Source organism: Brevibacterium sp. XM4083 (assembly GCF_006489205.2).
GTDB lineage: Bacteria > Actinomycetota > Actinomycetes > Actinomycetales > Brevibacteriaceae > Brevibacterium.
The window spans coordinates 238,206-257,288 of the sequence record NZ_VFYR02000003.1 but is presented as its reverse complement, the minus strand read 5'-3'; the positions used below and the strand labels follow the sequence as shown (position 1 = coordinate 257,288).

Below are 19,083 nucleotides of genomic sequence, written 5' to 3'. Positions count from 1 at the left end.
ACCCGATCGCGGCTGCAGCCGATACGCCGTCTCACGCGCCGGCCAAATTACCGGTCGGAAGTCCTTGCTTCTGCTGTGCCGACGATTCTACACTCAAACCACCCATAATATGGGAATTGAGTTCCATAATATAAAACTGTGGAAGCAGGGGGAAACCCATGGACAACAATGTTCCGACCGTTGATCAGAGCGACAGAGGCGTCCCGATCAACCTGAGGCAGTCCGGCCCGACCCCAGTGGAGATGCTCATCGACACCCGCGTGCGGAAGTCCCCGTACTGGGAGCTGTCGATGGAGCAGGGGTGCTGGCGGGCATCGATCTACAACCGCATGTACCACCCGCGCGGCTACATCTCCCGTGAGGACGGCGGGATGATGGCCGAGTACCAGCCCCTCGTCAACGACGTCACCCTGTGGAACGTCGCCGTGGAACGGCAGATCCAAGTCAAGGGTCCCGACGCCGAGGCGTTCGTCAACTACGTCATCACCCGCGACGCGACGAAGATCCCGGTGATGCGGGCCCGCTACGTCATCCTCTGCAATGAGGAGGGCGGCATCCTCAACGACCCGATCCTCCTCCGCGTGGCGATCGACGAGTTCTGGTTCAGCCTCTCCGACACCGACCTCATGCTCTGGCTCCAGGGCGTCAACGTCGGGAAGAAGTTCGACGTCACGATCCAGGAGATCGACGTCGCGCCCGTGCAGGTCCAAGGTCCGAAGTCCGTCGACGTCATCGCCGATCTCGTCGGCGAGGAGGGGCGCGACCTGCCGAGCTACGGCCTCATGGAGGCCCAGGTCGGCGGCCACGACGTCATCATCTCCCAGACGGGGTTCACCGGGGAGAAGGGGTACGAGATCTACCTCAAGGACGCGACGAAGTACGCCGAGGACATGTGGAATGCCGTGCTCGCCGCGGGTGTCCCCTACAACCTCCGCGTCGTCGCCCCCAGCCACCACCGGCGGATCGCCGCGGGCATCCTCTCGTGGGGCCAGGACATGGACTTCGAGACGCTGCCGTTCCAGGTCAACCTCGGCTACCAGGTGCCGCGGAAGAAGGAAGCCGACTACATCGGCAAGGCACGCCTCGAAGAGGTCCGTGAGCAGATCGAGGCGGGCAACCCGCCGTATCGGACGCAGCTCGTCGGACTCGTCCTCGGCGGCAACCCGATCACGGACTACGCCCCGGACTTCTGGCTCGTCAGCGAGGACCCCGAGTCCGATCCCGTCGGCTACGTGACCTCGCCGTGGTACTCGCCGGAGCTCGAGTCGAACATCGCGATGGCCCACGTGCCCGTCGGCAAGGCGGAGCTGGGCACCGAATTCTGGGTGCACCTGCCCGAACCGTATGCGGACACCCCCGGAGTGCCGGTGCGCGCCGAGGTGGTCGAGATGCCGTTCCGTCCGAGCGTCAACCCCAACCAGCGCGAACGCCTCAAGGTCAGGGGACTCGACGCCGCGATCTGAGCCGGCGCACCCGGACAGTCCGGAAGGCTGTCCCACCGATCCGGGCGCGGTCACTGTGCGAGAAGCCGGTGGCCGCGTTCGCACGTCCGGACGGCAGGGGCGCACCTGTGGGACGCGGCGGAGGCGCTCACCGGCCCGGCTTGGTCCACTCGAGCGTGTACCTGAACCCGACTCTGTGCCGGAGCCGCGCGCCGGGCAGGTGACGGCGGGCCGCCTCGGCGATCTCATCGAACGTCATCGTCGGATCCGTTACCGGGAACGGGTCGCGTGGACGCTCGGACGGGGGAGGGTCCACGTCCGGTCCGCCGACCCGCTCGCCCCCTCGCCGAGGTGGGGCGTTCTTCATCATCCCAATGAGCGGGTTCGTCACGACCGAGATCCCCTCCCAGAGGAAGTCCCGCGGAGTCGCCGAGAGCGCGAGTCCGACGACGAGGAGCCGACCGCCGGGGGAGAGGAGGCGGGCCGCCTCGGCGAAGGTCTCCTCGACGTCGAGGTGATGGAGCGCGGCGACCATCGTGATGAGATCGATCGGCTCCGGTTCGGTGTCGGGCTCGAGGTCGCGCAGCTGAGCGGCGTCGATGGTGACGTTGCCCAGGCCGGCGCAGCGCCTGCGCGAATCAGCGCGCATCGCCGCCGAGGTGTCGGTGCCGTGGACGTGCCGGAACTCACCGGCGAGTCGGGCCAGGAGTGCGCCCTGACCGCAGCCGACCTCGATCGCACCGCGTCTGCGAGCAGGCAGGCCGGCAACGATCCACGGGTGGAAGTGGTCGTTGTGGCTCCACGGGAACCGGTCGTTGAGCCGGCGCATCGTCCGGGCGAACGGAGTCACCGCCGCATCCGCGCCTTGACCTTCGACAGCAGCTCCGCCTCGGCGTTGGGCCCGGCCTTGACCCCGCCGGGCAGACGGAACATGTAGAAGACGCCGACGATGAGCCACGCGGCGAACATCACCCACGACTGCCAGGCCAGCTGCGCGGAGAACGGGGTGATCGGGAGGTAGAGGACGAAGAGGACGAGGGTGAGGATCGCCGAGATCACCCCGATGACCATGCCGCCGCTGCCGCGCCCGCCGATGCGCAGTGGTCGGGCCATCTCTGGTTCGTTGCGCCGCAGCACGATGAAGGCGAGGCTGACGAGGAAATAGGCGATGACGATCGCCGGGGAACCGGCGTCGACGATCCAGCCGAGCGCCGCCGCCCCGAGGAACGGGGCAAGGGCGGAGAGGACGCCGATGAAGATGATCGCGTTGACCGGGGTCCGGTACTTCGGGTGGAGCCGACCGAACCAGGCGGGGATCATCCCCGCCACGGCCATCGCCCACATCAGTCGCGAGGAGCCCATGAGGAACGCGTTCCACGAGGTGATGATCCCGGCCAGGCCGCCGGCGATGACGATCTTGCCCCAGACCGGGGATCCGAACATCGCCGAGAGCGCATCGGCGGTGACGAGGTCGTGGGCGGTCAGCTCGGAGGCGGGGATCGCCAGCGACGTCATCCAGATGATGACGATGTAGAAGACGATCGCCATGAGCACGGAGATGACGACGAGCTTGCCGATCTTCGCCGCCGGCAGCTTGATCTCCTCGGCCGACTGGGGGATGACGTCGAAGCCGACGAAGAGGAACGGGACGACGGCGACGACGCCGATGAACCCGGCCGCCCCACCGGTGAACAGCGGTTCCGTGTTCGCCGGATCCCCGCCGACGATGCCGCCGGTGAGCAGAAGGAGGGCGACGATGATGAGGAACGAGACGACGAACGTCTGGACGAGGGAGGCCAGGCGGACGCCGCGGATGTTGATCCACGCGATGATGATCGCCGTGACCGTGCCGACGAGCGCCCACGTGAGGTAGACGTCGGTGTCGGCGATCGTCCACAGCTTGATGTGCTCGAGGTCGGGGAAGAGATAGAGCGCGGTCCGCGGGACGGCGACGGCCTCGAACATGACGACGCTGATGTAGCCGCCGGTGATCGCCCACGACCCGAACAGCGAGATCTTCGGACCCATCGCCCGGATGAGGTAGTTGTGCTCACCGCCGGCATGGGGCATCGCGGCGACGAGCTCGGAGTAGACGGTGCCGACGAAGCACATGATGATGCCGCCGACGGCGAACGCGAGGATCGCCCCCAGGGTGCCCGCGCCGGTCAGCCATTCGCCGGTGAGGACGACCCAGCCGAACCCGATCATCGCCCCGAACCCGATGAACAGCGCATCCACCGTGCCCAGCGCCTTGACGAAGCCGTGCCCCCGGTCCTCGGTCTCTGTGTGCTGAGTGCTCATGACTGGCCTTCCTCATCGTCGATCACTGTCCCACCGAGGTGGCCGGCAGCAGCGCCGATCCCGTGGGTATCTGCACAGTAACAGGACAGGGAGCGTTTACCCGGCGGTATGACAGGGATTTCCCACGCCCGCCGAGGCGGGTGCTAGATTTCCTCTGTGCACAGCACACATCGAAATGCGATCGTCCGAGTGGTCACGGGGTACCTGTCCGCGCTGATCGTCGGGGCCGGTCTCCTCATGACTCCCGCCGCGACCGTGGCGCCGGGCGGGATCTCCCTGCTGTCCGGACTCTTCACGGCCACCTCGGCGCTCAGCGTCACCGGCCTCGTCGTCCTCGACACCGGACAGGACTTCACCTTCTTCGGCCAGCTCGTCATCCTCATCCTCATCCAGGCCGGTGGGCTCGGCGTCATCCTGCTCACCACGCTGCTCGCCCTCGTCGTCGCCGGGCGCGCGGGACTCAAGCTGCGCCAGTCGGTGGCCTCGGAGACGAAGAGCGCCGACATCGGCGGCATCATGCCGATGGTCCTGCGCATCACCGGGCTGACGCTGAGCACCGAGTTCGTCGTCGCCGTCCTCCTCTACCTCCGGCTGCGGTTCTTCTACGGCGAGGCGAACGGCGACGCGGTGTGGAACGCGATCTTCCACGCCGTCTCCGCGTTCAACAACGCCGGCTTCGGACTCAACCGCGACAACCTCATGGCCTACGTCGCCGATCCCTTCATCACCGGTCCCATCGCGCTGTCCGTCATCCTCGGTGGCCTGGGCTACCCCGTGCTCATCGAACTCTTCCGCAAGTACCGCTTCCCGCTGACGTGGAGCATGACGACGCGCGCGGTCGTCGTCGTCACCCCCATCCTGCTCATCTCCGGCACGATCTTCATCGGCGCGATCGAGTGGAACAACCCCGGCACGCTCGGCCCCCTCGACTGGTGGGGCAAGATCCAGGCCGCGGCCTTCCAGTCGACGATCACCCGCACCGCAGGCTTCAACACCATCGACATCGGGCAGATGCACCCGGCGACGTGGTTCGGGATGGACATCCTCATGTTCATCGGCGGCGGTCCTGCCGGCACCGCGGGTGGTGTGAAGATCACGACTTCGTCGTGCTCGCGGCGATGACGTGGACGGAGATCAGCGGCGGGCGCGCCGTCAACCTCTTCGGCCGCCGGGTCTCCCGCTCGGTCCACCGCCAGGCCACGACCGTCATCGTCCTCGGTCTCGGCCTCATCGTCGTCTCGACGATGGCGGTCATGCTCGATGCGCAGGAGCTCGGGTTCGACCGGATCCTCTTCGAGGTCGTCTCGGCGTTCGGCACCGTGGGGCTGTCGACCGGGATCACGGCACAGCTGCCGCCGTTCAGCCAGGCCGTCCTCATCGTCACGATGATCTTCGGTCGCCTCGGGCCCGTCACGGTCGCCTCGGCGCTGGCCCTGCGCAACCGCCCCATCCGCTACGAACTGCCGAAGGAGCGCCCGCTCATCGGCTGAGCGCGCTCGTCTCCGCTGAGACGCCGCCACTGGCACGTCCGCATCGCAAGGAAAGGACACCGCAATGAATGAGAAATCCTGGCTGGCCCGCTCCGCCGCCTTCTTCGCCGGCGACGCCGAGCCGATGGCCGAGGCCGGGGCTGTCGCCGTCATCGGCCTCGGTCGCTTCGGCGGCTCGCTCGCCCTCGAGCTCGCCAAGCACGGAGTCGACGTCATCGGCATCGACAACGACGAGGCGGTCGTCGCCGAGTACGCGGACAAGCTCGCGTTCGCGACGCGAGCCGATGCCACCGACGAGGTGGTCCTCCGTCAGCTCGGCATCGACGAGGTCAGCCGGGTCGTCATCGCGATCGGCAGCGACCTCGAGGCGAGCATCCTCGCCGCCTCCCGCATCCTCAAGATCGGCTGCCAGCACATCTGGGCCAAGGCGATCAGCGAGACCCATGGCGAGATCCTCCACCAGCTCGGGATCAAGAACGTCATCCGCCCCGAGAACGACATGGGGCGCCGGCTCGCGCACCTCATCCGCGGCCACATCTCCGACTTCCTGCCCATCGACGACGACTTCGTCCTCGCCCGCACCACTCCGCCGGTGCGCGTCGCCGATGTGCCGCTTGCGAGCCTCGGCGTCCGGGCCACGTACGGGGTGACGATCGTCGCGGTCAAACGGTCCGGCAGCAGGCAGTGGGACATCGCCGACCGCGACATGACCCTCTACGCCGACGACGAGATCCTCATCGCCGGCCACCCCCGCGAGGTCGAGCGGTTCAGCGAACTCGACAAGGACACGGACAGCTGAAATTTGGCGTGCGGTGGTTAGAAGTCCCGTCGCCGCAGCCGCCACGCGGCGAGGATCCAGCCGATCGCCACCCAGGCCGCGAGGACGATCACCGCTGGGACGATGCCGAGGAACTCCGTCGACCCCGCCTCGGCGGCACCGCTGATCGTGTGGACGGCGGCCAATGGCAGCACGGGCGCAACGACCGCGGCAGCACCCGCGGGCAGCCAGCCGGCGAGCATCGAGGCGACGATGAGGCCGAGCGCGCCGAGGACGCCCGCCGCCATCGACCCGAAGGCGAACGCGGCGAACGCGGCGAGCAACGCGAAGACCACGGGCATGAGCGCACTGCCGAAGAGCAGCCGGAGGTGCTCGGGTGAGACGGCCGCAGTCAGGGCCGCCGACCAGCTCGTCCCGGTCAGCGCTGCCGCGAGGGCGACGGCGACGACGGTGAGGGCGACCGCCGCGACCACCGCGGTGAGCACGGTGACTGCGGCGATGACGAGGGCCTTGGCGGTGATGACCGCGGAGCGACGGGGCAGGCGCAGGAGCGCCTCGGTGATCGCGCCGGTGCGGAACTCGATGCCGACGAACCACGCGGCGAAGACGACGAGGACGATCGCCGCGACATCGACACCGAGGACGCTTGCGGTGAGGACATCGGTCAGTGGGGCACGGTCGAGCGCGGTCCTCTGCGTGACGGGGAAGCTGAGGATGAAGACGGCGGAGGAGAGCGCAGCGAGCACGACGGCCGTGCCGCCGAGCATGCGCGGGGCGCGCAGGGACCGCAGCTTGGCCCATTCTGCCGATGCGGCGCGGATGTGAGGGGTTGTCGACATTCAGCGTGCCTTCCGGGAGGTGGTGAGACGGAGGAAGACCTCTTCGAGGCCGGGTTCGTCGAGGCGGAGCTCATCGAGGTCGACGCCGAGGCGGACGCTGTCGCGGAAGATCTCGCGCGGTTCGGCGTCGGCGATGACCGCGCCGGTCCCGTCCGGGGTCGGCGTGCTCGGCCGGCCCGCCGCCGCCTGGCTCGCCAGCAGGGCAGAGAGATCGGGACCGCGGACGACCACCCCGGCCTGCGCATGGGAGACGAGGTCGGCGAGCGGGAGGTCGGCGACGAGGCGACCAGCGCGGATGATGACGACGTGGTCGGCCGTGAGCGCCATCTCGGTGAGCAGGTGGCTGGAGAAGAGGACGGTGCGCCCCGAGGCGGCGAAGCGCTTGAGGAACGTCCGCATCCATGTGATCCCCTCGGGGTCGAGGCCGTTGAGCGGCTCGTCGAGGAGGAGCACCTGCGGGTCGGTGAGGATCGCGGCGGCGAGGCCGAGGCGCTGGCGCATGCCGAGCGAGAGCGCGGAGATGCGACGGGTCGCTGCGGACTCGAGGTCCACCTCGGCGAGGACGGCGGCGATTCTCGTCGTGCGCTCGTCGGGGTTGAGGCCCGAGAGCCGCGCCGCCCACTCGAGGTGCGCGTGGACGGTGAGGCCGGGCAGGAGGCGTTCGGTGCCGAGCAGCGAGCCGACGACGGCGGCGAGGTTGGGGTGGTCGCTCAAGGGTGCACCGGCGACGAGCGCGGTCCCCGCGTCGGGAGTCGTCAGCCCGAGGATCATCTGCAGGGTCGTCGACTTCCCGGCGCCGTTGGGGCCGAGGAAGCCGGTGACGTGGCCGGGCATGACGTCGAAGCTGAGATCGTCGACGGCGGTCGCCGTCCCGAAGCGCTTCGTCAGACCGCGGACGCTGACGCCCGCATCGTCGTTTTGCAATACGTTCATACCGCAATAGTGATACAAGTTGATCGTATTGTAAAGTGGCGGGATGCCGAAGATCGTCGATCATGCCGCCCGCCGCACCGAGATCGTCCATGCGCTGTGGCTCGTCATCTACACCCGGGGGATCGATGCGGTGACCTTCAGGGCCGTCGCCGATGCCGCGGGGATCTCGATCGGTCGCGTCCAGCACTACTTCCCGTCGCGGGAGGCGCTCGTCCTCGAGGGGTGCCGGCAGCTCGTCGCCGGGGCTGAGCTCGAGGACGAGGCCGAGGTCGGCTTGGGGACCGGTCCGGTCGAGGCCCTGCGGACGTTCGTGCGCGCCTTCATCCCCGCTGGTGAGGCGATGCGGGTGGGGGCGTCGGTGTGGTTCACGTATGTCGCGAAGGCCGTGGGCGACCCGCTCATCGCCGAGATCGTCGTCGACAACGATCGGCGGACGGCGGAGGCGGCGACCCGGCGGGTGGCGCGGGTGCTCGCGCAGGGGACCTGGGCCGGCGAGGTCGCTTCGGGCGCTGAGTCGGCAGAGTCGGCCGCCGAGGCGGCGGTGCGGCTCGTGGCGCTCGCGAAAGGGCTGGCTCAGGACGTCATGCTCGAGGTGCGGACCCCGGAGGCGGCCTACGAGCTCCTCGACCGCGAGATCGCCGGCATCGCCACCGCCTCGGCGGTGGACTGAGCCGAATTAACTCAGTCGCCGAGGTCGACGACCTCGAATTCGAGGAGCTCGGCTGCGCTCGAGACGGGCGCCTGCCCGTTCGACTCGTGGGCCGAGGAGCGGTTGGCCTTCCAGTTTTCGAAGTCCTCCTTCGTCGCCCACTGCGTGTAGACGAAGTAGCGGTCGCCGCCGGATGTGGGACGCAGCAGCTGGAAGCCCTCGAAGCCGGGCGCGCTGTCGACGGAGTGCTTGCGGGCGGCGAAGCGCTTCTCGAGCTCAGGTCCCGCGTTCTCGGGAACCGTGAGGGTGTTGATGGCGACGACGGACATATCTGCTCCTCGATGGTCGACGATGAGTGGCTGTCCTCCCGACCCTACGACCGCACCCTGGGCTGGCGCTGGGCTGTCCGGATGCGGTCGCGGCGCGTCTCGCGGCGACTCCGCGAGACGCACCGCACACCCACACTTCACGGGGTCGTGCGCGCGGCTCCGATGCCCGGGTCGATCTGCACGGGGCCGACGGAGTTCGGTGAGACGTCGAAGTCGAAGATCGTGGTCGGCAGATAGACCGTGGCGCACGAGTTCGGGATGTCGACGACGCCGGAGAAGCGTCCCTCGATCGGGGCGGCGCCGAGCAGCAGATACGCCTGCTCGGGGCTGTAGCCGAACTTCGTGAGGTAGTCGATCGCGTGGAGGCAGGCCCGCTGGTAGGCCAGCTGCGAGTCGAGGTAGCGCTGCTCGCCGTCGAGGGTGACCGAGGTGCCGGAGAACGCCAGCCACTCCGAGTACTGCGGGTCGGAGTTGCCGGGCTGGAAGATCGCGTTCTCACTCACCCCATAGGTGTCCATGCCGCCCTTGATGAGGTCGACGCGCAGGTCGATGAACCCGCCCATCTCGATGGCGCCGCAGAACGTGATCTCACCGTCGCCCTGACTGAAGTGGAGGTCGCCGACGGAGAAGTTCGCACCGTCGACGAAGACCGGATAGAACACCCGGGTGCCCTTCGTGAGGTTCTTGATGTCCTGGTTGCCGCCGTTCTCCCGAGGCGGAGCCGTGCGGGCGCCCTCGCCGGCGACGCGGTCGAAGTCCTCCCCGGTCAGCGACCCGAGGATCGCGCCGTTGGGCTCTGGCGGCAGGGCCAGCGGTGGTTCCCGATCGGGGTCGGTGGCGATGAGCGCGGCCTCGCGGGTGTTCCAGGTCCCCAGCAGGTCGGCGCTCGGGGCCGTGCCCATGAGGCCCGGGTGGACGATTCCGGTGAAGGACACGTGCGGGACGTGGCGCGATGTCGCCGTGCCGCCGGAGAAGTCCCAGCACGCCTTGTAGGCATCGGGGAACTGGTCGACGAGGAACGAGCCGCCGTTCTCCTTCGCGAAGATCCCCGTGTACCCCCAGCCCTGCCCGGCGAGCGGACCCTCCTCCTGCGGGATCGGTCCGACGTCGAGGATGTCGACGATGAGCAGGTCACCGGGCTTCGCCCCTTCGACGCCGACCGGTCCGGAGAGGGCATGGACGATGTCGACCGGCGCATCGCGGACGTCGTCGGCGCTGTCGTCGTTCTTGATGAACCCGTCGAACCATTCCCGGCAGTCGAGCCGGAACGATTCCCCGGGCTTGACGTGGACGGCCGCGGGAATGTCCGGATGCCAGCGGTTGTGTCCGGTGATCTTCTGGTCGGTGAACGGCTTGGTCGAATCGAGGGGAAAGATGACGTCTGGCATGGCGTGTCCTTTGCGTGGAGTCGACGGTGACTGGCGGCGGTGCAGATGGAGCAGCTGTGCGGTGCAGGACGGCGGAGCAGTAAGGCGAAGAGCGGCGAGTTGCGCGCGGTGTCAGGCGCGCGGGAGCCTCTGGTGCCGTGGATCTCGGCTCACCCGCCTCGGCGCGCGTGGTGAACCGGGCAGACGGGTGACGACGGGAGGGGCGTCCGCGGTGGCCGCGGTCGCATCGAGGAGGCGGTGGGCTGGGGTGTTCCCCGCGCCGAGGTGGGGCGAACTCACCACCGACCGTGCCCTCCCAGCGCACCGGGGGCAGGCGATCGTCGACGGCTTCTCGAGCATGGGGAAGGTCTGCTCGGTGTCGCCGCACGCATCGCAGCGGTAGACGTATGTAGGCACTGCATCACCCCTGACTTCGCTGGTGGAGGGCCTGCTGTCGGACCGTACAAGCATTCTGACAGCGGGGAGAGAGCCTGGGAAGCCCTGTTGGGACATTCGCAGCGCGAGTGGGCGACCGCCTCGGCGCGGGAGAGCGGCCGCCTCGGCACACACGCTCACCGGTTTCGCTGAAGTCGAGGACGCAGAGTGTCGATGGCAGCGCCTCGAATCGACACTCCGCGACCTGAACTCTCGCGCGGAGGACCCGGGCGCTCGTGTGCCGGGTCCGGGGACGGGGACGGGGGCTGGGGCTGGGCGCGGAGGCATCTGCGCCACCTCCACAGCGAGTGTGCGCCACGTTCATGGCGATTTTCGCGCAGATTTCACCCTCAACTTGGCGCAGAATGTTCAGGGTCACCCTCAAACTGGCGCAGATCCTTCAATCTGGCTCAGATCCTAACGTGGCTCGGGAGCGGTGCGAGAGGCGGCGGGAGGTCAGGAGTCGGCGACGGTGACCTCGGTGAAGGTCAGGCCGGGGGCGAGTTCGTCGGCGGCGCGGCGGATGCGCTCAGCGGTGAGGTCGCTGATCGTCGCGAATCTGCCCGCGCGTGCAGCCTTCCCCACTGCATCTCCGGCGTCAGCCCCACCGCCACCGGCACCAGCACCCGCGGGACCACCGGCACCGGCGCCCGCGGGAGCACCGGCACCGGCGCCCGCAGCCCCGGAGCTCGCAGCCTTCGCCTCGGTATCTCCCGCACCGGCACCCACCTCACCCGCCGCGCGCACGCCGCGGCCGCCGCATTTGCCGCGCAGCTTCTCCGGGAGCTGGACGAGGACGAATGTCCGTCGTCCCTCGTCGCGCCGGTTGGCCTCCATGACCGCCTGCGCCGTCGTCCCGGAACCGGCGAAGAAGTCGAGGACGATCGCCTCGGGGTCGAAGAACGTCTGCGCGGTGATGAGCGTCTTGACGAGTTCGACGGGCTTCGGATACCCGAACACCCCGCCCAGGCCGAGGTCCTCGAGATCGTTCTGCCCGCCGAGGGCCTTGATGATCGAGTAGAGCTTCGAGCTCGCGAGCTCGTACGGCGTCACCCGGACCACCGCGTGCTTGCCTGGACCCCAGGGACGGAGGATGTACTCGCCCGAGGCCAGCTTCGCGTCCACCTCGGCGAGCTTCCGCTCACCCTTGACCGCGCGGATGTCCTCGTACATCAGCCGCCGCTCCGACCCGCGCGCGTACCGGCCGAAGCTCGCCCGCAGCACGTCGGTCTCGACGAGCATCTTCCGTCCGTCGATGACCTCGACCTTCGCCGGGGCCTTCTTCTCCGTAAGGAACGCCCCCGCCGCGCGCGCGTCCTTGCCCCACACGTGGATGTAGTCGTGCCCGCGGACGAACGACGGGGAGTTGCCGCCGCCCTTCGCGCGCTGGTGGATGAGGGTGCCGAGCGAGTTCGCCTCCCCGAAGACCTCGTGCCCGAGCAGCTGCGCCCACGCGCTCTCCCCGTCGTCGAGGTGGAGGTAGAGCACACCGTCATCGCGCATCAGCTCACGGGCGAGGATGAGCCGCGGCGCCATGAAGTCGAGCCAGCTGCCGTGATCGTAGCCGTCGTCCTTGTACGCGTGCGCGTTGCCCGTGTTGTACGGCGGATCGATGTAGACGACCTTGACCTGTCCCCGATGCGTGGCGAGCAGCGACTGCAGGGCCGGCAGATTGTCCCCGACGACGAGGAGGTTCTCGTGCGCATCGGGCACGTGGGCGCGCGGGGTCCTCGGCAGTCCCTCGCCGAGGCGGCCGCTGGGAACCGTGAACCCTGCCCCCGGCGTGCGGCTGAGGTGGCGACCGAGTGCGAACGACTCCTCTTTGCCGGGCCAGGTCAGGGCGGTCACTGTCGTCTTCACCTCGCTTGATCGTCTCGACGGTGCCAAGATGGCTGTATGAGTATTTCACGAGTGGCAGTCGTCGGCGCAGGCCTCATCGGTGTGGCTCTCGCCCGTGAGATCACCCGCCGGTTCCCGGACGCCGAGGTGACGGTCCTCGATCGTGCCGACCGTGTCGCGGCCGCCCAGAGCGGGCACACCGCGGGCATCGTCCATGCGGGACTGACGGAGGAGCCGGGCACGCTCGAGGCGAAGCTCGCCCGCCGCGGGCTCGAACTCCTCATCCCGTACGCCGCCGGGCAGGGGATCGCGCTGCGCGAATGCGGGCAGCTCGTCGTCGCTCAGGACACCGATGAGGTCGACCGCCTCGAGGATCTCCTCACCCGCGCCGAGAAGACCGGCGTGCCCGGGGTGCGGATGGTCGATCGGGCCGAGATGCGCGAGATCGAACCGCAGGCCAGGGGCGTGCAGGCCCTCTACTCACCCCATACCGCGATCACCGACTACTCCGCCCTCGCCGAGGCGCTCGCCGCCGACGTCCGCGAGGCCGGGGGCCGCTTCCGCTTCGGCACGGAGGTCACCGGCCTCGACGTCATGAGCAACGAGGTGCGGGTGCGCGCCCGCAACGCCCCGACCGACGAGGACGGCTCCGAGTCGAGCGAGACCGGCTACTCGACGGATCTCGAGACCATGCCCGGCGAACGGCCGCACACCGACGATGATCAGGTCGTCGACCGGCCGCGGACCTATCGCGGTGACGACGGGGAGCCGCAGGTCGAGCCCGGCAGGGGCGGCCGCGGCGGCCGGCTCGGGGAGGAGCTGCACCGCCGGTTCGGCGACCGGGACTGGTTCCGCAGCGCCGAGGACAAGATCGACGAATGGACCGGCACCAAGCCCGTCGACCGGAATCGGCCGACCCCGCCCGCGGAGTTCGACGCCGGTGTCTTCGACCTCGTGTTCGTCGCCGTCGGGCTGCAGTCGGATCGGCTCGCCGCCGCGGCCGGGCTCGACCCCGAACCCCGGGTCGTGCCGTTCGCCAGCAGCTATTCGCAGCTGGTGCCGCCCGCCGCCGAGGCGGTCCACGGGATCATCGGCTCCGTGCCCGACCCGGTTGATCCGCTCGAGGAGACGATGCTCGTGCGCACCGTCGACGGCGCGCTGCTGTTGGGTCCGACTACGCACATCGCGCTCGGTCGCAATGCCGGGTCGGCCCGTGACATCGACTTCGGTGACCTCGGTGCCTCGTTCGGGTTCTCCGGGTTCTGGAAGTTCGCGAAGCGCAATGTGCGCTCCGCGGCCGAGGGGGTGCGGTCGGCGACGAGCACCTCGGCGTTCGTCGAGCGGATCAAACGCTTCGCTCCCGACCTCGACACGACGGAGATGACGGCAGGACCCCGCGGGATCCGCGCTGCGACGATCGATGCCAAGGGCGACCTCGTCACCGGGCTGACCGTGACCACCCGCGGCCGACTCACCCAGGTCCGCAGCGTTCCCGCATCGGGAGCGACGATGGCGCTCGCGATCGCCGAGCACATCGTCGAGCGGGCGCAGGCCGCCGGGCGCTGAGGGGGCTCAGCCCTCGGAATCGCGCTTCTTCGCCGACCGCAGGGCCCAGATTCCGGCGAGGGCGATCCCGGAACCGATCGGCGCGCCGATCAGCGTGGGAAGAACCCGCTGAAAGCCTTCGCTCATGCTGCCCGTCAGCATGCCGATGATCGGCCACGCCACGACGGGGACCAGGCAGATCCCGATCCAGGTGAGGACGAAGTCGATGGGGCGTTCGGGCCGTGCGGTGAAGAACCGGCGCAGCGCGCCTTTCTCGGGCGAGGACACCGCTCAACCTCCTCAATGCTCGGGCCAACCAGTGTAGTTGCAGGTCAGAGGCTGATCAAGGATCTCGCAGAGCGCGCGCAGGCCACTGCCGGGCGCTGAGTGGCTCAGCCCGAGTGGCGTTCGAGGAACTCGAAGACCTCGGTGTCGTCGACGCCGGGGACCGCGCCGGGCGGGACGGCGGCGAGCAGCGAGGCGTGCATCTTCGCCGACGGCAGCGAGTTGTCCTCCCACTTCGCGGCGAGGTCGTCCGGGGCCGTCCGGCAGCATGAGGGGTCCGGGCAGCGTGACTGCGAGCGGATCGGCGACTCCCGGCCCTCGAACCACTTGACGTGGGCGAAGGGGACGCCGACGCTGATCGCGAAGTCACCGCCGGGCAGCACCCGCGCGGTGCACCAGAACGAGCCCTGCGGGGTGTCGGTGTACTGGTAGTACGGGCTGAAGCGGTCGGCGACGCGGAACACCGTGCGCGAGGTGAAGCGCTTGCACGCGAACTGCCCTTCGATCGCCCCGAGCGGATCGGTCGGGAACGGCAGCCCGTCGTTCGAGTACGCCTTGTGGATCGTCCCCGAGGTGTGGACCTTCATGAAGTGGACGGGCAGGTCGAGGTGCTCGGTCGCGAGGTTCGTGAACCGGTGCGCCGCGGTCTCGTAGCCGACGCCGAACATGTCGCGGAGGTATTCGACGGACAGCTGCCGCTTGCGCTTGGCCTCGGTGAGCACGGGCACGGCTGCACTCTCCGGCAGCAGCACCGCCGCGGCGAGGTAGTTCGCCTCGACGCGCTGCTGGAGGAACTCATGGAAGTCCTTCGGCGAATCATGGCCGAGCACATGCGGGGCGAGGCTCGTGAGCAGGTGCGTGCGCGGATCGAACGCGGCATCGGCGTTGGGCAGATAGATGCGGCGGTTGGCCGTGTCGGAGATCGACCGGGTCGAACTCGGCAGGTCCGAGACGTAGTGGAGGCTGAAGCCGAGCTTCTCGGCGATCGTCGCCGTCTCCCGCTGCGACACCGTCCCCGATTCGTATCCGGCGAGACTGAGCAGCTCGGCGGCCTGCTTCTCGAGATCGGCGAAGTAGTTGTTCTTCTCGCGCATCATCTCCCGCAGCTCCCGGTTGGCCCGCCGGGCCTCCTCCGGGGTCGCCGCTCTGCGGGTGAGCACCTCGGCGAGCTGCCGCTGGAGTCCGACGATCGCCTCGAGCGCATCCTGCGGCAGCGACTTGATGCGCACCTGCGGCAGACCGAGCGAGGAGTACATCGGCGAGGCCTGATTGCGTTCGGCCTCGAGCTCGAGGGCCTGCCGACCGTCGACGGGAGTGGGGTCGATGAGTTCGGCGACCTCGGTGCCGAGCGCCGCGGCGATCGCGGCGAGGAGCGTGACAGAAGTTTCTCGCTTGCCGTTCTCGATCGTCGAGATCTGCGAGGCCGCACGCCCCACCTTCTCCCCGAGCTCGCTCAGCGTCATCCCCGCCTGTTTGCGAAAAAATCGGATTCTTCTGCCGATGCTGAGGCTGTCGACGGGCTGGTCGAGATCGGTTCCCTGCGTCTGTGTGCTTGTCACAACGGCCTCCGAGGCGTCGAATCGGCGGGTGGTGCGCGAGTGTGACCAGTATGACAGAACCGGGAATTTTCACCAATGGGAAAAGCGCGGAATATTCTTGCCACTTTCCTCTGTCGCACCCCTTGCGGCCCCACCAAGATGGATGACACGAACCACCTCGGCAAGCAACCAGGAGTGAGAACAATGAGCGCCAACGAACTGCACGACATCGAAGCGATCCGCCGCGACTGGGCGACCAACCCCCGCTGGCAGGGAGTCGCCCGCGAGTACTCGCCCGAGGATGTCGTCAAGCTGCGCGGATCCGTCATCGAGGAGCACACGCTGGCTCGTCGCGGAGCCGAGAAGCTCTGGGAGGAACTCCATGACCTCGACTTCGTCAACGCCCTCGGCGCGCTCACCGGCAACCAGGCCGTCCAGCAGGTCAAGGCCGGGCTCAAGGCCATCTACCTCTCCGGCTGGCAGGTCGCCGCCGACGCGAACCTCTCCGGCCACACCTACCCGGACCAGTCGATCTACCCGGCGAACTCGGTGCCCGCAGTCGTCCGCCGCATCAACAACGCCCTGATGCGCGCCGACCAGATCGAGCATGCCGAGGGCGTGCAGACCGTCGAGGACTGGATGGTCCCGATCGTCGCCGACGCCGAGGCCGGCTTCGGCGGCCCGCTCAACGCCTTCGAGCTGATGAAGGGCATGATCAACGCGGGTGCGGCCGGTGTCCACTGGGAGGATCAGCTCGCGAGCGAGAAGAAGTGCGGCCACCTCGGCGGCAAGGTCCTCATCCCGACCTCGCAGCACATCCGCACCCTCCAGTCGGCCCGCCTGGCCGCCGACGTCGAGAACGTCCCCTCGGTCATCATCGCCCGCACCGACGCCGACGCCGCGACCCTGATCACCACCGATGTCGACGAGCGCGACAAGCCCTTCCTCACCGGGGAGCGCACCGCGGAGGGCTACTACAAGGTCCGCAACGGCCTCGAGGCCTGCATCGCCCGCGGCAACGCCTACGCTCCGTACTCGGATCTGCTGTGGATGGAGACGTCCCTGCCGGATCTCGAGATCGCGAAGCAGTTCGCCGAGGCGATCCATGCCGAGCACCCGGACCAGATGCTCGCGTACAACTGCTCGCCGTCGTTCAACTGGAAGAAGCACCTCGACGACGACACGATCGCGAAGTTCCAGCGCGAACTCGGCGCAATGGGCTACAAGTTCCAGTTCATCACCCTCGCCGGCTTCCACGCCCTCAACTACTCGATGTTCGACCTCGCCCACGGCTACGCCCGTGAGCAGATGAAGGCCTACGTCGAGCTGCAGGAGCGCGAGTTCGCCGCCGAGGACCGCGGCTACACCGCCACCAAGCACCAGCGCGAGGTCGGCACCGGCTACTTCGACCTCGTCTCGACCGCCGTCAACCCGGAGGGCTCGACGCTGGCCCTGTCCGGGTCGACCGAAGAGGCTCAGTTCCACTGAGCCGATCCGGCCCACAGACTCGGCGCGGATCGACGGTGTTTTCACGGGGTTTGCACCGCCGATCCGCGCCGGCACCTCCCTCTTCCCCAGCCCCGCACCATGACCATCTCATCAGGCCCGCACAGCACTCACGACGAGTGAGGAGAAGTCCCATGTCACGCATCACGATCAACGCCCCTCTCGACTCCGGTTTCGACACCATCCTCACCGCAGACGCCCTCGACTTCGTCGCCGACCTGCACGAGAAGTTCGGTGACCGCCTCGGCGCTCTGCTCGCCAAGCGCGACAACCGCGCCGCCGTGATGAACGACGGCACGCTGCCCCGGTTCACCCCGGACTACGCAGCCGTCCGCGCCGACCGCACCTGGCAGGTCGCCGGGTCGACGAGCGCCCCGGGACTCGAGGACCGTCGCGTCGAACTCGTCGGCCCGGTCACCGAACCCGAGGTCGTCGCAGCGCTCAACTCCCAGGCCAAGGTGTGGCTCGCGGACTTCGAGGACTCGACGTCCCCGACGTGGGCGAACATGATCGGCGGCCAGCGCGCCCTCCACCTCGCGATCCGTGACCGACTGCCCGGGGTGAGCAACCGCAACCAGCCGACGATCGGCATGCGCCCCCGCGGCTGGCACCTGCCGGAGAAGCACCTCATCGTCACCGCTGAGAACGGCGAGCAGTCGCCGGCGATCGGGGCGCTCGTCGACTTCGGCCTCTACTTCTTCCACAACGCGAAGCAGCTCATCGACTCCGGATCGGGACCGTACTTCAACCTGCCGAAGCTCGAGTCCTCGCTCGAGGCCCGCCTGTGGAACCAGATCTTCGTCTTCGCCCAGGACGCGCTCGGCATCGACCAGGGCACGATCCGCGCGACCGTCCACATCGAGACGATCGACGCCGCGTTCCACATGGAGGAGATCCTCTGGGAGCTGCGCGACCACTGCGCCGGCCTCCAGGCCGCCGGCTGGGACTACCTCTTCTCCGTCGTCAAGAACCTCCGCCACTCCCCGGAGTTCGTCCTCCCCGACCGTGAGCGCCTGACGAACGCGCTGCCGCTGATGAAGGCGTTCACCGATCGCCTCGTGTGGACGTGCCACCGCCGCGGAGCCCACGCGATCGGCACGATGAGCAACCTCATGACCGACCACCCGGACGAGGCCTTCGTCGCCTCCGAGTTCGCGCGGATGCGCGAGGACAAGGCCCGGGAGGCCTGGCAGGGATTCGACGGCACATGGGTGGCCGATCCGGGTCTCGTGCCCGCCGCGCTCGCCGTCTACGATGCCGCCCTCGGTGAGCGTCCGCACCAGCTGGACAACCTGCGACCCGACGTCCGCGCGTGCGCCGAGCACCTCCTCGACATCACCGGTCTCGAGCCGATCGTCACCGAGGAGGGGGTGCGGGTCAACATCCGCGTCGCCATCGGCTACCTCAACGAGTGGCTCGGCGGCAACGGCAACGTCGCGCTCGAGAACCTCCTCGAGGACGTCTCGACCGCGGAGATCTCCCGTTCGCAGATCTGGCAGTGGATCCACCACGAGGTGACCCTCGACAACGGTCAGCAGGTGACCCGTGAGCTCGTCGAGCGCTACCTCGGTGAGGAGCTCGCCGTCCTCGAGCAGCAGCCCGCTGACCACCTCGCCGAGGCGGTCGAGATCTTCCGTGCCAGTGCCCTGACTGACGAGTTCCCCGAGTACCTCACGGTCCCGGCCTACACCGAGCACCTCGTCGACCGGGTGGCCAAGGGCGCCGTCCACGCCGCCTGAGCACGACGGCGCAGCTCAACCGGCACGACGCAGCTCAACCGGCGCAGCACAACTGAACAGCTCAGCCC

The 19,083-nt window shown here is 68.5% G+C and carries 18 protein-coding genes; 8 read left to right on the top strand and 10 right to left on the bottom strand.

From position 1 onward, the window contains the following. The first annotated feature begins 158 nt into the window (after positions 1-158). Positions 159-1,463: a glycine cleavage T C-terminal barrel domain-containing protein gene (locus FJ887_RS10430; protein WP_137824993.1), complete on the top strand. Its 1,305-nt coding sequence runs from the start codon at positions 159-161 to the stop codon at positions 1,461-1,463. Between the two features lie 127 nt (positions 1,464-1,590). On the opposite strand, the gene FJ887_RS10425 is transcribed toward FJ887_RS10430, so the two are convergent. Beyond that, a complete protein-coding gene (locus FJ887_RS10425; protein ID WP_249356696.1) occupies positions 1,591-2,292 on the bottom strand; it encodes a class I SAM-dependent methyltransferase in 702 nt (233 codons plus the stop codon). Then, the gene (locus FJ887_RS10420; RefSeq protein WP_140955380.1) at positions 2,289-3,743 is read right to left on the bottom strand and encodes an APC family permease; all 1,455 of its coding nucleotides are present in this window, start codon (positions 3,741-3,743) and stop codon (positions 2,289-2,291) included. Before FJ887_RS10420 ends, FJ887_RS10425 begins: the two co-directional genes overlap by 4 nt. Positions 3,744-3,932: 189 nt before the next feature. On the opposite strand from FJ887_RS10420, the gene FJ887_RS10415 reads away from it, so the two are divergent. The 3 genes from FJ887_RS10415 (at position 3,933) to FJ887_RS10405 (ending at position 6,032) form a co-directional block, all read left to right on the top strand. Then, complete coding sequence (locus tag FJ887_RS10415; RefSeq protein ID WP_250786218.1) at positions 3,933-4,865, top strand: potassium transporter TrkG; 933 nt, start codon at positions 3,933-3,935, stop codon at positions 4,863-4,865. After that, positions 4,862-5,233, top strand: coding sequence for a potassium transporter TrkG (locus FJ887_RS10410; protein ID WP_250786217.1), 372 nt, complete (start codon positions 4,862-4,864; stop codon positions 5,231-5,233). Before FJ887_RS10415 ends, FJ887_RS10410 begins: the two co-directional genes overlap by 4 nt. A gap of 64 nt (positions 5,234-5,297) precedes the next feature. After that, positions 5,298-6,032, top strand: a complete 735-nt coding sequence (locus tag FJ887_RS10405) for a potassium channel family protein (protein WP_140955379.1) — start codon at positions 5,298-5,300, stop codon at positions 6,030-6,032. 17 nt (positions 6,033-6,049) lie between these two features. On the opposite strand, the gene FJ887_RS10400 is transcribed toward FJ887_RS10405, so the two are convergent. Together FJ887_RS10400 and FJ887_RS10395 are read right to left on the bottom strand one after the other, a co-directional pair. After that, on the bottom strand, positions 6,050-6,850 hold the full coding sequence (locus FJ887_RS10400; RefSeq protein ID WP_140955378.1) for a DUF2705 family protein: 801 nt from the start codon (positions 6,848-6,850) through the stop codon (positions 6,050-6,052). Then, positions 6,851-7,783 (bottom strand): ABC transporter ATP-binding protein, encoded by a 933-nt coding sequence (locus tag FJ887_RS10395; protein ID WP_140955377.1) that lies wholly within the window; start codon positions 7,781-7,783, stop codon positions 6,851-6,853. 43 nt (positions 7,784-7,826) lie between these two features. On the opposite strand from FJ887_RS10395, the gene FJ887_RS10390 reads away from it, so the two are divergent. Next, positions 7,827-8,453, top strand: a complete 627-nt coding sequence (locus tag FJ887_RS10390; protein WP_140955376.1) for a TetR/AcrR family transcriptional regulator — start codon at positions 7,827-7,829, stop codon at positions 8,451-8,453. Positions 8,454-8,464: 11 nt separating this feature from the next. On the opposite strand, the gene FJ887_RS10385 is transcribed toward FJ887_RS10390, so the two are convergent. From FJ887_RS10385 to FJ887_RS10375, 4 genes are all read right to left on the bottom strand, one after another. Next, entirely contained in the window at positions 8,465-8,761 is a 297-nt protein-coding gene (locus tag FJ887_RS10385; RefSeq protein ID WP_140955375.1) for an antibiotic biosynthesis monooxygenase family protein, read from the bottom strand. 137 nt (positions 8,762-8,898) lie between these two features. Then, positions 8,899-10,149 (bottom strand): formamidase, encoded by a 1,251-nt coding sequence (gene fmdA, locus FJ887_RS10380; protein ID WP_140955374.1) that lies wholly within the window; start codon positions 10,147-10,149, stop codon positions 8,899-8,901. 111 nt (positions 10,150-10,260) lie between these two features. Beyond that, positions 10,261-10,599 (bottom strand): FmdB family zinc ribbon protein, encoded by a 339-nt coding sequence (locus tag FJ887_RS18530; RefSeq protein ID WP_140955373.1) that lies wholly within the window; start codon positions 10,597-10,599, stop codon positions 10,261-10,263. Positions 10,600-11,019: 420 nt separating this feature from the next. Next, positions 11,020-12,423, bottom strand: a complete 1,404-nt coding sequence (locus FJ887_RS10375; protein WP_250786216.1) for a site-specific DNA-methyltransferase — start codon at positions 12,421-12,423, stop codon at positions 11,020-11,022. A gap of 36 nt (positions 12,424-12,459) precedes the next feature. On the opposite strand from FJ887_RS10375, the gene FJ887_RS10370 reads away from it, so the two are divergent. After that, a complete protein-coding gene (locus FJ887_RS10370) occupies positions 12,460-13,968 on the top strand; it encodes an FAD-dependent oxidoreductase (RefSeq protein ID WP_250786215.1) in 1,509 nt (502 codons plus the stop codon). A 6-nt stretch (positions 13,969-13,974) separates the two neighbouring features. On the opposite strand, the gene FJ887_RS10365 is transcribed toward FJ887_RS10370, so the two are convergent. Both FJ887_RS10365 and FJ887_RS10360 read right to left on the bottom strand, forming a co-directional pair. Next, the gene (locus FJ887_RS10365; RefSeq protein ID WP_140955372.1) at positions 13,975-14,235 is read right to left on the bottom strand and encodes a hypothetical protein; all 261 of its coding nucleotides are present in this window, start codon (positions 14,233-14,235) and stop codon (positions 13,975-13,977) included. Positions 14,236-14,339: 104 nt separating this feature from the next. Beyond that, a complete protein-coding gene (locus FJ887_RS10360) occupies positions 14,340-15,791 on the bottom strand; it encodes a helix-turn-helix domain-containing protein (protein WP_140955371.1) in 1,452 nt (483 codons plus the stop codon). Positions 15,792-15,974: 183 nt separating this feature from the next. Between FJ887_RS10360 and aceA the strand changes: the two genes are divergently transcribed. Then, positions 15,975-17,258 carry an isocitrate lyase gene (gene aceA, locus FJ887_RS10355; protein ID WP_140955370.1) on the top strand — a complete coding sequence of 428 codons (1,284 nt, stop codon included), beginning with the start codon at positions 15,975-15,977 and terminating at the stop codon, positions 17,256-17,258. Between the two features lie 152 nt (positions 17,259-17,410). Then, positions 17,411-19,015, top strand: coding sequence for a malate synthase (locus FJ887_RS10350; protein WP_140955369.1), 1,605 nt, complete (start codon positions 17,411-17,413; stop codon positions 19,013-19,015). Positions 19,016-19,083: the final 68 nt, after the last annotated feature.

Coding starts and splice junctions, on each gene's coding strand:
- FJ887_RS10370 (WP_250786215.1), top strand. CDS start 12,460: ATGAGTATTTCACGAGTGGCAGTCGTCGGCGCAGGCCTCATCGGTGTG.
- FJ887_RS10400 (WP_140955378.1), bottom strand. CDS start 6,850: ATGTCGACAACCCCTCACATCCGCGCCGCATCGGCAGAATGGGCCAAG.
- FJ887_RS10390 (WP_140955376.1), top strand. CDS start 7,827: ATGCCGAAGATCGTCGATCATGCCGCCCGCCGCACCGAGATCGTCCAT.
- FJ887_RS10350 (WP_140955369.1), top strand. CDS start 17,411: ATGTCACGCATCACGATCAACGCCCCTCTCGACTCCGGTTTCGACACC.
- FJ887_RS10420 (WP_140955380.1), bottom strand. CDS start 3,743: ATGAGCACTCAGCACACAGAGACCGAGGACCGGGGGCACGGCTTCGTC.
- FJ887_RS10410 (WP_250786217.1), top strand. CDS start 4,862: ATGACGTGGACGGAGATCAGCGGCGGGCGCGCCGTCAACCTCTTCGGC.
- fmdA (WP_140955374.1), bottom strand. CDS start 10,149: ATGCCAGACGTCATCTTTCCCCTCGATTCGACCAAGCCGTTCACCGAC.
- FJ887_RS10430 (WP_137824993.1), top strand. CDS start 159: ATGGACAACAATGTTCCGACCGTTGATCAGAGCGACAGAGGCGTCCCG.
- FJ887_RS10395 (WP_140955377.1), bottom strand. CDS start 7,783: ATGAACGTATTGCAAAACGACGATGCGGGCGTCAGCGTCCGCGGTCTG.
- FJ887_RS10385 (WP_140955375.1), bottom strand. CDS start 8,761: ATGTCCGTCGTCGCCATCAACACCCTCACGGTTCCCGAGAACGCGGGA.
- FJ887_RS18530 (WP_140955373.1), bottom strand. CDS start 10,599: ATGCTTGTACGGTCCGACAGCAGGCCCTCCACCAGCGAAGTCAGGGGT.
- FJ887_RS10405 (WP_140955379.1), top strand. CDS start 5,298: ATGAATGAGAAATCCTGGCTGGCCCGCTCCGCCGCCTTCTTCGCCGGC.
- aceA (WP_140955370.1), top strand. CDS start 15,975: ATGAGCGCCAACGAACTGCACGACATCGAAGCGATCCGCCGCGACTGG.